General features: G+C 67.2%; 12 protein-coding genes. 4 read left to right on the top strand and 8 right to left on the bottom strand.

Going from position 1 to position 12652, the window contains the following annotated elements; genetic code table 11:
• Positions 1-2: 2 nt before the first annotated feature.
• Together ROV93_RS16915 and ROV93_RS16910 are read right to left on the bottom strand one after the other, a co-directional pair.
• Entirely contained in the window at positions 3-968 is a 966-nt protein-coding gene (locus ROV93_RS16915) for a sodium:calcium antiporter (RefSeq protein ID WP_049415459.1), read from the bottom strand.
• Between the two features lie 72 nt (positions 969-1040).
• Positions 1041-1697 carry a hypothetical protein gene (locus tag ROV93_RS16910; RefSeq protein ID WP_072168904.1) on the bottom strand — a complete coding sequence of 219 codons (657 nt, stop codon included), beginning with the start codon at positions 1695-1697 and terminating at the stop codon, positions 1041-1043.
• Positions 1698-1822: 125 nt separating this feature from the next.
• Here ROV93_RS16910 and ROV93_RS16905 point away from each other — a divergent pair, with 125 nt between their 5' ends.
• Positions 1823-2356: a hypothetical protein gene (locus ROV93_RS16905; RefSeq protein ID WP_072168903.1), complete on the top strand. Its 534-nt coding sequence runs from the start codon at positions 1823-1825 to the stop codon at positions 2354-2356.
• 84 nt (positions 2357-2440) lie between these two features.
• Here the strand turns inward: ROV93_RS16905 and hmgA are convergent, their stop codons facing one another.
• The gene (hmgA, locus tag ROV93_RS16900; protein WP_072168902.1) at positions 2441-3739 is read right to left on the bottom strand and encodes a homogentisate 1,2-dioxygenase; all 1299 of its coding nucleotides are present in this window, start codon (positions 3737-3739) and stop codon (positions 2441-2443) included.
• 103 nt (positions 3740-3842) lie between these two features.
• The gene (hppD, locus tag ROV93_RS16895; RefSeq protein ID WP_172412146.1) at positions 3843-4955 is read right to left on the bottom strand and encodes a 4-hydroxyphenylpyruvate dioxygenase; all 1113 of its coding nucleotides are present in this window, start codon (positions 4953-4955) and stop codon (positions 3843-3845) included.
• Between the two features lie 129 nt (positions 4956-5084).
• On the opposite strand from hppD, the gene ROV93_RS16890 reads away from it, so the two are divergent.
• A complete protein-coding gene (locus tag ROV93_RS16890) occupies positions 5085-5579 on the top strand; it encodes a MarR family winged helix-turn-helix transcriptional regulator (RefSeq protein WP_072168901.1) in 495 nt (164 codons plus the stop codon).
• 81 nt (positions 5580-5660) lie between these two features.
• Here ROV93_RS16890 and ROV93_RS16885 read toward each other — a convergent pair whose 3' ends face one another.
• From ROV93_RS16885 to ROV93_RS16870, 4 genes are all read right to left on the bottom strand, one after another.
• Positions 5661-6800, bottom strand: coding sequence for a hypothetical protein (locus ROV93_RS16885; protein ID WP_072168900.1), 1140 nt, complete (start codon positions 6798-6800; stop codon positions 5661-5663).
• 197 nt (positions 6801-6997) lie between these two features.
• Entirely contained in the window at positions 6998-7597 is a 600-nt protein-coding gene (locus ROV93_RS16880) for a thioredoxin family protein (protein WP_072168899.1), read from the bottom strand.
• Positions 7598-7616: 19 nt separating this feature from the next.
• Positions 7617-9116, bottom strand: coding sequence for an oligopeptide:H+ symporter (locus ROV93_RS16875; RefSeq protein ID WP_005411345.1), 1500 nt, complete (start codon positions 9114-9116; stop codon positions 7617-7619).
• A gap of 181 nt (positions 9117-9297) precedes the next feature.
• Entirely contained in the window at positions 9298-10173 is an 876-nt protein-coding gene (locus tag ROV93_RS16870; RefSeq protein ID WP_005419892.1) for a tryptophan 2,3-dioxygenase family protein, read from the bottom strand.
• 335 nt (positions 10174-10508) lie between these two features.
• On the opposite strand from ROV93_RS16870, the gene pdhA reads away from it, so the two are divergent.
• Entirely contained in the window at positions 10509-11591 is a 1083-nt protein-coding gene (pdhA, locus tag ROV93_RS16865) for a pyruvate dehydrogenase (acetyl-transferring) E1 component subunit alpha (protein ID WP_312540409.1), read from the top strand.
• On the top strand, positions 11584-12651 hold the full coding sequence (locus ROV93_RS16860; protein WP_005419896.1) for an alpha-ketoacid dehydrogenase subunit beta: 1068 nt from the start codon (positions 11584-11586) through the stop codon (positions 12649-12651). Before pdhA ends, ROV93_RS16860 begins: the two co-directional genes overlap by 8 nt.
• Position 12652 lies beyond the last annotated feature (1 nt).

The following is a 12652-nucleotide window of genomic DNA, read 5'->3' as shown; positions in this document are numbered from 1 at the left end:
CTCTACAGCGCCGGTGCGCCGACCAGCAGCAGCTCCAGCACGAACCAGCCTACGAACGCGACCAGCAGGATCCCGCCTTCTCCACGACTGATCTTCAGGTCGCCGCGCAGCATCGGGTACAGCACCAGCGCAAACGCCAACAGCGCCGGCAGTTCCAGGCGCACGAACGAGGCCGGCAAGGCCAACGGCTGCAACACCGCCATCGCACCGATCACCAGCAGCAGGTTGACCACGCTGGAACCCAGTACGTGGCCGAGCACCATGTCACCATGCCCGCGACGCGAGGCGGCAATGGCGGTGGCCACCTCGGGCAGTGCGGTGCCGATCGCCACCGGCAACAGGCCGACCAGCAACGGCGTCCAGCCCAGTGCGGCACCGAAGTCGGCCGCAGCACCCACCACCAGGCGCGCGCCCCAGTACAGGGTTAGTGCGGCGATCAGCACGCGCAGCACGTTCAACGGCAGGCTGGTGCGGCTCAGCGCGGATTCGGCGATGGCTGCCTGCACCTCGGCGCTCTCGACGCGGCCGCGGCGCAGCAGCAGCACCTGCATGACGATGAAGCCCGCCACCAGCACGCCGCCTTCCCAGCGCACCAGGCGACCATCCAGGCCGAACAGGATCAGCAGCACGCCGGCCGCCAGCAGCGACCACCACAGCACCGCCTGCAGGCGCGCGCGCAGCAGCAGGGGGGCGGCGATGGCGGCCACCGCCAGGGTCAAGCCCAGATTGACGATGCTGCTGCCCACTGCATTGCCCAGCGCCAGCTCCGGTTGGCCGACCGCCAGCGCACGTGCGTTGACCGCCAGTTCCGGCAACGAGGTGGTCACGCCGAGCAGCAGCAACCCGGCAGTGAACGGGCTGGCCCCGAAGCGCTGGGCCAGGCCAGAGACGGCCTTGACGATGGAGTCCCCGCCCAGTGCCAGCAGCAGCAGGCCGAGCAGGAACCAGGCAATGGCAATGGCGATCATCGAGCACTTCCCAGCAGTGGTGGCGCGATTCTACGCTTGGCCCGAGCGCATGGCTGGGCGGTGGATCAAGGATCAGCCACAGCCTTCCGCATAGTCGACCTGCGGGGTCTGCCCGACCCGCCAGGCCCCCACCCGGCCATCGGCACCGAGCGCGAAGTCGATCACTGCCCCGCCCTCCTGCACCGGCCGCACGCGCAGGTGCTGGGCCTTCTCGTCGTACTTGTCGGGACCGACGTCAGCGCGCTCGGGATACAGCACCTGCAGCTCGCCCAGGGTCATGCCGACCTTGCCGCCGCCCGGTGCAGTGATGGCGGCGCTGCGCACGTCGTAGCGCACCAGCTTGCGGCCTTCGATCATCAACCGCGGGTCCTCGGCATCCTGCGGGCGCAGGAAGTAGCAGCCGTCGTTGCCGTCGTCCGCGGGCAGCGGCTTGCCGGCGGCATCGGTGCCCAGCCCCTGCAGCGGCGTGCCGAAGCCGCTGCGGACCTCGGCGATGCTGGCGCCCAGCGTGACGCCGCCGAAGCCATCCAGGCGCGCCGGGCTGTCCTTGCGGAGGTCGTTCGCCGGGCGGGCCGCCAGATCAGGATCCGTCGATTGGGCCGGACCGGTCGCCGAGGCGGTTTCCGCCGGGGTATCGCTGCCGCTGCCGGCGGCGCCCTGCTTGTCGGGGCCGCCACTGCAGGCGGCGAGCGAAAGGAGCAACAGACCAGCAATCGGGAGGTGCTTCATCGGTGCGGTTCCCTGGCACGAAGGTAGCTGCACGCTAGCGCAGCGCGCGTGCAGACGCTGCATTGTCATCGCGGTTTCATCGCCCTCGTTCAGGCTCGGCGTGCACCGACCTGGCTGTCCCTTCCATGCAACCGCGCAAGACCGAACTCGCCCGAACCGCGCTGCAGGCCCATCGCGCGCCGCTGGACATGCGCCAGCGCCGGTTGCTGATCCTGTGCGACGGCCAACGCAGCATCACCGACCTGACCGGCCTGCTCGGCCAGGATGCGCCCGCGATGGTCATCCAGCTGGTGCAGGCCGGCTACCTGAGCACCGGTACCGGTGCCGCAGCCCCGCCACCGCCGCCGGCAGCCACGGTAGCGCCGCAGCCCGCAACACCTGCCGCAGCCGCGGCCACAGCAGTCGAACGCCGCCGCTCGCTGGTGGCTGCGCGCATCTACGTGCTGGGCATCCTGGAAATGCAACGCCACCCGCAGGCGGCGGCCTTGTTCCGCGACCTGCAGCAGGCCCGCGCGGAAAGCGACGTACTGCAGGTGCTGCACTCGGCGATGCAGATGCTGCCCGGCCTGACTTCGGTGGGCTATTGCCAGCGTGTACGCCAACGCCTGCTGGAGGCGCTGCCGTTGGAGCACTGCGACGCGTTCGCCGAGGTGGCCTGAAGAAAAAGGGGACGGAGGGGATTAAGTCGCAATCAGCACACGTGTGCTTGAAACGACTTAATCCCCTCCGTCCCCTTTTTCGGGTCAGCGGAAGTTGTTGCGCAGGCCGTTCCAGCACTGCTGGTAGTCGCCCTGACGGTGGCCGGCGGCCAGGGCCTGTGCGGTCGGGCGGATCACCGCGCGGGTCTCGAACATGAAGGCCATCGTGTCCTTGATCACGTCCGCCTTGGACAGATCGGCATTGGACGCCTTGTCGAAGGTCGGTGCGTCCGGGCCGTGGCCGCTCATGCAGTTGTGCAGCGATGCGCCGCCCGGCACGAAGCCTTCGGCCTTGGCATCGTAGGCACCGTGCACCAGGCCCATGAATTCGCTGGCGATGTTGCGGTGGAACCACGGCGGGCGGAACGTGTTCTGCGCCACCAGCCAGCGCGGCGGGAAGATCGCAAAATCCATGTTGCTGGTTCCCGGCGTGTCGCTGGGCGAATGCAGCACCAGGAAGATCGACGGATCCGGGTGGTCGTAGCTGATCGAGCCAATGGTGTTGAAGCGGCGCAGGTCGTAGCGGTACGGCGCGTAGTTGCCGTGCCAGGCCACCACGTCCAGCGGCGAATGGTCGATCGGCGCACGCCACAGGCGGCCCTCGAATTTGGCGATCAGCTCGAAATCGCCATCGACATCCTCGAACGCCGCGTGCGGGGTTTCGAAGTCGCGCGGATTGGCCAGGCCGTTGGAACCGATCGGGCCAAGGTCGGGCAGCTTCAGCAGCGCACCGTAGTTCTCGCAGATGTAGCCGCGGCTCGGGCCATCGGGCAGTTCAACGCGGAACCGCACGCCGCGCGGGATCACCGCGATCTGCTGCGGCTCGATCTCGATCACGCCCAGCTCGGTCAGCAGGCGCAGCGCGCCCAGCTGCGGCACGATCAGCAGCTCACCGTCGGCATCGTAGAAGTAGCGGCCGACCATGTCGCGGTTGGCAGCGTAGAGGTGGATGCCCACGCCAGCATGCGCATCGGGCGAACCGTTGCCCCCCATCGTGTACAGGCCTTCGACGAAGTCGGTCGGCAGCTCCGGCAGCGGCAGCGGACTCCAGCGCAGCTGGTTCGGCGAGGCCGGTTGTGCGCCGAAATCACATTGCAGCTGCGACTGCGCGAACGGGGTGAACTCGCCATGGGTCACCGCCGGACGGATCCGGTACAGCCAGCTGCGGCGGTTGCTGCCGCGCGGCGCGGTGAAGGCGGTGCCGGTCAACTGTTCGGCGTACAGGCCGTGGGCCACCTTCTGCGGCGAGTTCTGCCCGACCGGCAGCGCGCCGGCGACGGCCTCGGTGGCGAATTCGTTGCCGAAGCCGGACTGGTAGCCGCGGGCGGTGAGGGCGGGGGACATGGGGGCTCCTGAAAAACGGCAAGACCGGAACGGAAAGCAGCCGAGCATGGCTCGGCTCTACAGGCAAGCAGGCGCCGGGCGTGACCCGGCGCTGCCCAGGACCTTACAGCACGCCGCGGCGGATCTGGTCGCGCTCGATGCTCTCGAACAGCGCGGTGAAGTTGCCTTCGCCGAAGCCCTCGTTGCCCTTGCGCTGGATGATCTCGAAGAAGATCGGGCCGATGCAGTTCTGGGTGAAGATCTGCAGCAGCTTGCGCTGGTGGGTTTCCGGATCGGCATCGATCAGGATCTTGTTCCTGGCCAGGCGCGGCACGTCTTCACCGTGGTTTGGCACGCGCTGGTCGATCACGTCGAAGTAGGTCTCCGGCGTGTCGAGGAAGTCCACGCCCTGCGCGCGCATCGCTTCGACCGTGTCGTAGATGTTCTCGGTGAAGCAGGCGATGTGCTGGATGCCCTCGCCCTTGTATGCGTCCAGGTACTCGTTGATCTGGCTCTTCGGGTCGGACGATTCGTTCAGCGGGATGCGCACGATGCCGTCCGGCGCGGTCATCGCCTTGGACACCAGGCCGGTCTTCAGGCCCTTGATGTCGAAGTAGCGGATCTCGCGGAAGTTGAACAGGCGCTCGTAGTAGTCCGACCACTGCTGCATGTTGCCGAAGTACAGGTTGTGGGTCAGGTGGTCGATGAAAGTCAGGCCGAAGCCCACCGGGTGCAGGTCGGCACCGGCGATCGGCTCGTAGTCGCCGTCGTAGATGCTGCCGGCCGCGCCGTAGCGATCGACCAGGTACAGCATGCAATCGCCGATCCCCTTGATGACCGGCGCGCTGACCGCCTTGCTGTCCGGCTTGAAGGCGATGGCTTCGGCGCCGTTGCCCAGCGCGGCCTGGTAGACCTCCTGGCCCGGCTTCTTGAAGCGGATGGCGAAGCCGCAGGCGCACGGACCGTGCTTTTCGGCGAAGTCGGCGGCGAACGAAGCGGGGTCTTCATTGACCAGGAAGTTGACGTCGCCCTGGCGATAGACGGTAATCGGACGCTGCTTGTGCTTGAGCACCGCGCTGAAGCCCATCTTCCGGAAGTACTCGTGCAGCTCCTGGCCACGGCCGGCCGGGGCGGCGAATTCGACGAACTCGAAGCCGTCGATGCCCATCGGGTTCTCGAAGGTGGTGACCTGCATGCCGGGGTTGGGATGCGAGGCGGTCGGGACTGCGGTATTCATGGCGTGGCTCCGAATCGGTACCGCATCGGTACAAACCAGGTGCGGGCAGGTAGGGACCCGGCGAGAATGCAGGGTCTGGACCCACCCCTTATAGTTACACTTGAAACCACCAGCAAGGTGCACCGCAACATGAGCCCCGCCGATCCTGCCTCGACCCGCCTGCGTGCCTCGCACGTCCTGCTCGACCTGGAACAGTTCCTGCCGTACCGGCTGAGCGTGCTGTCCAACCGGGTCAGCGGCAACATCGCCAAGCTATACGGCGATCGTTACGGTCTGGCGATCCCCGAGTGGCGGGTGATCACCATCCTGGCGCTGTACCCGGGCTCCTCGGCCAGCGAGGTCTCCGACCGCACGGCGATGGACAAGGTGGCGGTCAGCCGCGCCGTGGCCCGCCTGCTGGAGCGCGGCTTCATCAAGCGCGAGACGCATGGCGACGACCGCCGCCGCTCGGTATTGGCGCTGTCGGCCGCCGGTTTCGAAGTGTACGAGACCATCGCGCCGATGGTGATCGAGATCACCCGCAAGCTGATGTCGGTCCTGAGCGACGAGGAAGAGCAACTGCTGGAAAAGCTGATCCTGCGCCTGGCCGGCGAAGGTCTGGAGCGGATGGGCGAAGGGGTGTGAACGAAAAAGGGGACGGAGGTGATTAAGTCGTAATGAGCACAGGTGTGCCTGAAACGACTTAATCCCCTCCGTCCCCTTTTTTCAGCTCAAGTGCTTGCGCCGTGCGTGGATCCACGGCACGGCCAGTGCTGCGATGGCGCCGCCGGCGAAGCCCAGCGAGGCGGCAACCGTGGCGGCTTCGACGGCCCCGGGCAGCGCCAGCGCCGCAGCCACCAGCAGCAGCGACGGCAGGCCGACGAAGGTGCCCAGGAAGAAATGCCAGCGCGGTGACCAGGTATTGAGCTGCAGCAGGCTGACCGGTTGCCAGGCGTCGGACGCGGCATCCTCGGCGATCTTCGCCACCACCTTGCCCAGATCCACTTCCGGCAGCGCGCGCCCCAGGCGGGCGGTCGCCAGCAGTTCGGCCACGGCCTCCACCGGTGGGAAGCTGGACGGCCACGCCACCGGGGCCGGCACGCCGTAAGCGGTCAGCAGCGGCACGCTCAGCCACGGCGCCACCAGCGGGCGCATGCGGCGGCGGCCATGCACGCACCAGATCTGCGGCTGTCCCTGCGCGGTGACGTTGTACAGCGCCAGTTCGTTGGCGGGCGGATAACCCAGCATGGTCACCCGCGCCGCCAGACTGTCCTGGCCCATCGCACGCAGGAAGCCCGGGCGGCTGCGCCCTTCCTGCATCCACGCCAGGCCCAGCGCACCCACCAGGTACGCCTCCGCCACGTCCTTGCTGCCCGCCGTGGCGCGCTCGTCACTGGCCAGGTACCACGCCAACGACTTCGGCTCGGTGACATCCTCCAGGCCCCATCGGCTGTCATCCCCCAGCACGTGCCGCACCGGCAGACGGGCAGGCGCGGTTTCGCCACGCTCCCCGGTCTGCAGGAACGGCAGCACGCCCTGGATGAAGGTGGACAGCTCGATCGCGCGCGCGCCATGGCCCTGCCATTCCGGCGGCAGCAGCCCGGCCAGCTGGCCTTCGGCGGCCAGCGCATCAAGCCGCGCCTTCTGCTCGACCAGTTTCTGCACCGCACCCTTCAGCACCACGTTATCGGGCAGCGCGATCTGCGGCAGGCGATGGCGCGGCGGGGCCAGTTCGACGGTGTCCTCGCCGGTGCCGGCGTCGTCCAACAGGGTTTCCTGCGCCGGCAAAGTCACGCCCTCGCCTGCCCCACCCTCGGCCAGGTGGCTGGCAGGTTCGGGCAATCGTTCGGCGTGGTCGCTGTGCATGGGCGTTCCGGTAGGTAGCATCGACGGGATGTCGACTGAGGTCCTTGCCGGTAACGGCGAGCGCGTTGCGAAGTTGAGATGCCGATTCAGGGAGTGTGACGGCGCGCGCAGTAGAGCCACGCCATGCGTGGATGCGACCCGGCATCAGTGCCGGCCAGCGGCCGGCCCCTCCCCACCCTGCCGGCCCGCGGCCGGCACTACCGGTCAGGTGCCCACTGCTTGAGGAACGCGCTCACCCGCGCAGGCTGGAAGGCTTCGCCCTTGCGCAGCTCAGCAGTGGCCTGCGAGACCAGCAGGCTGCCATCGGCGTCCAGTACCAGCAGGTGCGGGTAGTCGCGCTCCATCACCGGGAACTGGGCGAAGAAGGCGGTGTTGGGCTGTTCGTCGCTGGCGTTGACCTTCACCCACACGTAGTGGGCGTCGCGGAAGCGGCGCAGGTCGCCGTTGCCTTCCACCACATCATCCAGCGCCCGGCAGCGCTCACAGGCGGCGTTGCCGATCTCGAGCAGGATGCGCTTCTTGCCGCGCTGGGCTTCCACCTTGGCGGTGGCCAGGTCATCGGCGGGGTTGCGGGCCGGGTCGAACTGCGCACCGAGCCCGGCGATGGCGGCGATATCTGCCGCCACCGGGGTGTTGCCCGAGGCCACCGGTTCGCTGGGGTCAGCGACCGGTGGCTCGGTGGGTCGGGTATCCAGCGGCTGCGTGGGCTCGGCGGTGGCAGGCGGTTGCGGTTGGGAACAGGCGCCGATCAGCGCCGCACAGACCACCACCATTGCACCACCGAGCTTGCTACGCATGCCTTCTACCCTCTCATCATTACTTGACGCCGTGCATCAGCTTGTTGATCAGCGGGGCGATCAGGAACAGCACCACGCCGGAGCCGATCAGGGCCCAGAACCCGAAGGTATACCCCTTCAGGGCCGACTCGACCGTCATGCCGCCTTCACCACTGACCACGCCAGCGAAGATGCCCGACAGGTTGTTGCCGATGCCGGTGGACAGGAACCAGCCACCCATGCCGAAGCCGACCAGGCGCACCGGGGCCAGCTTGGTCACCATCGACAGGCCGATCGGCGACAGGCACAGCTCACCCACGGACTGGATGACGTAGACCATGAACAGGGTCCAGAACGGGATCTTGCCGTCCACGACCATCTGCGACAGGGCGAACATCAGCAGCGCGAAGGCGGCGCCGTTGAACAGCAGGCCCAGGCCGAACTTGCGCGGAATGGACGGATTGGCGCGGCCCATCGCCACCCAGATCCAGGCGATGACCGGGGCCAGGGTGATGATGGCCACCGAGTTGACCGACTGGAACCACGCGGTCGGGAAGGTCCAGTCGCCGAACTGGCGGTTGACGATGTTCTCGGCCAGGAAGGTGAACGAGCTGCCGGCCTGTTCGAAGAACATCCAGAACATCACGTTGAAGGCGAAGATGATCAGCATCGCGATCACGCGGTCGCGCTGCACCTTGCCCTCGCGGATGCCCTCGACCAGCAGCAGCACGGCCAGGGCCGTGAACATCGCGCCCAGGATCCAGGCCAGCGCGGTGGCGCCGGTGGCCAGCAGGAAGTACGCGACCGGGATGGCGACCACGGCACCGGCCAGCACCATGATGATGCGGCCGAAGCCTTCAGCGCCGGCCGGCGGTGCGCCGATGCCCTTCAGGCCGGCACGACCGATGTAGAACCACACCAGCGAGATCAGCATGCCCACGCCCGAGGCGATGAACACGACCTTGTAGGACGGCATCGCATCGGTACCGAACACCTTGCGGGCCAGGTACTCGGTCAGCACCGGGGCGATCATCGCGCCGATGTTGATGCCCATGTAGAAGATGGTGAAGCCCGAATCGCGGCGCTCGTCCTTCAGGCCGTACAGCTTGCCGACCATGGTCGAGATGTTGGGCTTGAACAGGCCGTTGCCGACGATGATCGTGGCCAGGCCGAGCTTGAAGATGTGCTCCTGCGGCAGCGAGATCATGAACAGGCCGGCGGCCATGATGATCGCGCCGGTCAGGATCGAGCGCTGGTAGCCCAGTACCCGGTCGGCCACGTAGCCGCCGAAGATGGCCGCGGCGTACACCAGGGCCAGGTAGGCGCCATAGATGCGGCTGGCGTCGCCTTCACCGGCAGCGCTGCCGTTGTAGAACTGGGCAACGATGTAGAGCACCAACGCCCAGCGGATGCCGTAGAACGCAAAGCGTTCCCAGAACTCGGTCATGAACAGCATCCACAACGGGCGCGGGTGGCCCAGCGTGGTCTTGAAGTCCGGCAGTGCCGGCTCTGGGGTGTTCGCAGTGGCGTTTACGCTCATGCGGATTTCCTGGTTCGGTGGATGACGAGCACGTCCGCTGTGCAGTTGGAGCAACGCGCGAGGATCACCGACTTCTGGCGTTCACGTCAAATACACGCCGTTTGAGGCAGGTGGCAGCCTGCTCCCTGAACTTGCATCTGAAACGATCCAGCCGCGGGCCGGGAACCAAGCTGAATGGGGATCAGCCCAGCGCTGCCGGGGGCGCGGCCTGCAGGCTGGTGCGCACCTGGAACAGCTCGGGGAAGAAGGTCAGTTCCAGCGCCTTGGCCAGGAAGCCCACGCCGGACGAACCGCCGGTGCCACGCTTGAAGCCGATCACCCGCATCACGGTGCGCATGTGTCGGAATCGCCACAGCTGGAAGGCCGTCTCCAGATCCACCAGGTCCTCGCACAGCGCATACTCGCGCCAGTAGCGGTCGGTGTCCTGGTAGATGCGCTCGAAGACCGGCTGCAATGCGTCGTCGGCCACGTGTGGCTGGGTCCAGTCGTGGGCCTCGTAGACCGCCGGCACGGCATGGCCGAAGCGGGCCAGGTACTTCAGGAATTCCTCGTACAGGCTGGGCGCCTCCAGCACGGTGCGCAGCTGCGCCTGCCCGGCCGGGTCATGCTCGAACACCTGCAGCATCTGCGCGTTCTTGTTGCCCAGCAGGAATTCGATGTAGCGGTACTGCAGCGACTGGAAGCCCGACGACGGGCCCAGCACGTCGCGGAAGCCCATGTACTCGGACGGGGTCAGCGTTTCCAGCACCGACCATTGCTCGGTCAGCTGGCGCAGCACCTGCTTGCTGCGCGCCAGCACCTTGCGGCACTGCCAGACTTCATCGCGCTGCAGGAAGCCGATTGCGGCACGCAGCTCATGGCCCAGCAGCTTCAGCCACAGCTCCGAGGTCTGGTGCTGGATGATGAAGAGCATCTCGTCATGGTGCGGCGGGCTGGACAGCGGCTGCTGCGCGCTGAGCAGCTGGTCCAGCCGCAGGTAGCCGCCGTAGGTCAGGCGTCCCTGCAGGTCGGTGTGGATGCCGGCTTCGAGATCGCGTTGGTTGTTGTCGACGGACATGGGCGGGACCAGATCGGGGGCGGCAAGGGTAGCGCGTTGCCGCCGCGCTGGCAGCCGCCCGGTCCATACCGGGGCGTGCGGCTGGCCGTGGAGCATCGGCCGATGCCGGGCCTGCGCGTGGAACCGTCTGCGCCGTTGTACGGGCGGTCAGCCAGAGGCGTATTCTGATGCTTTGCAGCAACGACTGAATACGTTGTTGTTATTGGCCCCCCACCCGCCGGCAGGGGTAAAACGGGGAATCTCCGTGTTGCGGCGCAGGAAGGCTATTCCGTACGCGTTCCTTAACATGGCGATTCATATCATTTGTAACTTCTCTGTCGAAGGTGCAGTACGCAATGACGGTTGCCGCTGAATTCAATATCGAATACCTGCAGTACCTGGACACGGACGGCACGCTCGTCCGTGACGACCTGCCCGCGTCGCTGCGCGACCCCAAGGTGCTGGTACCGCTGTTCAAGCAGATGCTGTTCGTACGTACGTTCGACAGCAAATCCATCGCGCTGCAGCGCACCGGCAAGCTCGGCACGTATGCCGCCTGCCTGGGCCATGAAGCCGCGCACGTGGGTATCGGCGCGGCGATGCAGAAGGACGACGTGTTCGCGCCTTCGTACCGCGAGTATGGCGCGATGTTCATGCGTGGCGTGCGCCCGCACGACGTGCTGATGTACTGGGGCGGCGACGAACGCGGCAACGATTACGGCGGCAACGCGGCCAGGGACTTCCCGTTCTGCGTGCCGATTTCCACCCAGTGCCTGCATGCGGCAGGTGCTGCGCTGAAGTTCAAGCTCAACAAGGAACCGCAGATCGCCGTGGCGGTGTGCGGCGACGGCGGCAGCTCCAAGACCGACTTCTACGCGGCACTGAACTCGGCCGGCGCCTACAAGCTGCCGCTGATCCTGTGCATCGTCAACAACGGCTGGGCCATCTCGGTGCCGCGCTCGGCCCAGACCGGTGCCGAAACGCTGGCGCAGAAGGGCCTGGCGGGCGGCCTGCACTGCCTGCAGGTGGACGGCAACGACCTGATCGCGGTGCTGGCGGCAATGGAACAGGCGCGCGAACGTGCGCTGGCCGGCGACGGTGGCACCGTGCTGGAACTGATGACCTACCGCCTGTCCGACCACACCACCGCCGATGACGCGCGCCGCTACCGCGACGACGCCGAAGTGAAGGATGCCTGGCAGCGCGAGCCGATGCTGCGCCTGCGCAAGTACCTGATCAACGCCGGCGTTTGGAGCGAAGAAGAGGAAACCGCCTGGGTCGCCGAGTGCGGCACGCGCGTGGACGAGGAAGTGAACCTGTACCTCAACACGCCGGTGCAGCCGGTCGAGGCGATGTTCGACTTCCTGTATGCCGATCCGCCGCCGGACCTGCTGGCCCAGCGTGCCCAGGCGATCGCCCTGGAGAAGCGCCATGGATGAGATCAAGAACGGCGCGCCCGGCGCGCACACCAACGCCGCCGACAGCGCTGCGGTCGCGCGCGGAGATGACAGCATGACCACCACCCCGATCACCCTCATCGAAGCCATCACCCAGGCGCTGGCCTGGGAACTGGAACACGATCCGTCGGTGCTGGTGCTGGGCGAGGACGTGGGCGTCAACGGCGGCGTGTTCCGCGCCACTGCCGGCCTGCAGCAGCGCTTCGGCTCGGACCGCATCCTCGACACCCCGCTGGACGAAACCACCATCGCCGGCCTGACCATCGGCCTGGCCGCACAGGGCATGAAGCCGGTGGCCGAAGCCCAGTTCGATGGCTTCATGTACCCGATGGTCGACCATATCGTCTGCCACGCCGCACGCCTGCGTTACCGCACGCGAGGCCGCCTGCACTGCCCGATGGTGCTGCGCGTGCCGTGGGGCGGTGGCATCCGCGCGCCGGAACACCACAGCGAAGCCAACGAGGCGATCTTCACCAACGTGCCGGGCCTGCGCGTGGTGCTGCCGTCGTCGCCGCAGCGTGCCTACGGCCTGCTGCTGGCTGCGATCCGCGAGCCGGATCCGGTGATCTACATGGAGCCCAAGCGCATCTATCGCCAGTACAAGGAAGTGGTCGTCAACGACGGCGAAGCGTTGCCGCTGGACGTCTGCTTCGTGCTGCGCGACGGCACCGACGTGACCCTGGTGACCTGGGGCGCGCAGGTGAAGGAAGCCCTGGAAGCGGCCGACAAGCTGGCCGGGGAAGGCATCAGTGCCGAAGTCATCGACGTGGCCACGCTGCGCCCGCTGGACTTCGCCACCATCGCCGAATCGGTGGCCAAGACCGGCCGCTGCGTGATCGTGCAGGAGGCCCCGAAGACCGCGGGCTTCGGCGCCGAGATCGCCGCGCGCCTGGCCGAGGAATCGATCTACGACCTGCTGGCCCCGGTCGAGCGCGTCACTGGCTACGACACCCACATTCCGCTGTTCCGCCTGGAAATGAAGTACCTGCCGAGCGTTGAGCGGATCGTGGCGGCGGCCAAGCGCGCGGTGGCGGCCGGCTGAC

Origin of the sequence: Stenotrophomonas maltophilia group sp. msm4 (genome assembly GCF_032025605.1) — a bacterium.
GTDB lineage: Bacteria > Pseudomonadota > Gammaproteobacteria > Xanthomonadales > Xanthomonadaceae > Stenotrophomonas > Stenotrophomonas sepilia.
This window is presented reverse-complemented; position numbering and strand designations above follow the sequence as displayed.

Excerpts from the sequence above, each read along its gene's own strand:
- ROV93_RS16915 (WP_049415459.1), bottom strand. The coding sequence starts at position 968 with ATGATCGCCATTGCCATTGCCTGGTTCCTGCTCGGCCTGCTGCTGCTG.
- ROV93_RS16910 (WP_072168904.1), bottom strand. The coding sequence starts at position 1,697 with ATGAAGCACCTCCCGATTGCTGGTCTGTTGCTCCTTTCGCTCGCCGCC.
- ROV93_RS16905 (WP_072168903.1), top strand. The coding sequence starts at position 1,823 with ATGCAACCGCGCAAGACCGAACTCGCCCGAACCGCGCTGCAGGCCCAT.
- hmgA (WP_072168902.1), bottom strand. The coding sequence starts at position 3,739 with ATGTCCCCCGCCCTCACCGCCCGCGGCTACCAGTCCGGCTTCGGCAAC.
- hppD (WP_172412146.1), bottom strand. The coding sequence starts at position 4,955 with ATGAATACCGCAGTCCCGACCGCCTCGCATCCCAACCCCGGCATGCAG.
- ROV93_RS16890 (WP_072168901.1), top strand. The coding sequence starts at position 5,085 with ATGAGCCCCGCCGATCCTGCCTCGACCCGCCTGCGTGCCTCGCACGTC.
- ROV93_RS16885 (WP_072168900.1), bottom strand. The coding sequence starts at position 6,800 with ATGCACAGCGACCACGCCGAACGATTGCCCGAACCTGCCAGCCACCTG.
- ROV93_RS16880 (WP_072168899.1), bottom strand. The coding sequence starts at position 7,597 with ATGCGTAGCAAGCTCGGTGGTGCAATGGTGGTGGTCTGTGCGGCGCTG.
- ROV93_RS16875 (WP_005411345.1), bottom strand. The coding sequence starts at position 9,116 with ATGAGCGTAAACGCCACTGCGAACACCCCAGAGCCGGCACTGCCGGAC.
- ROV93_RS16870 (WP_005419892.1), bottom strand. The coding sequence starts at position 10,173 with ATGTCCGTCGACAACAACCAACGCGATCTCGAAGCCGGCATCCACACC.
- pdhA (WP_312540409.1), top strand. The coding sequence starts at position 10,509 with ATGACGGTTGCCGCTGAATTCAATATCGAATACCTGCAGTACCTGGAC.
- ROV93_RS16860 (WP_005419896.1), top strand. The coding sequence starts at position 11,584 with ATGGATGAGATCAAGAACGGCGCGCCCGGCGCGCACACCAACGCCGCC.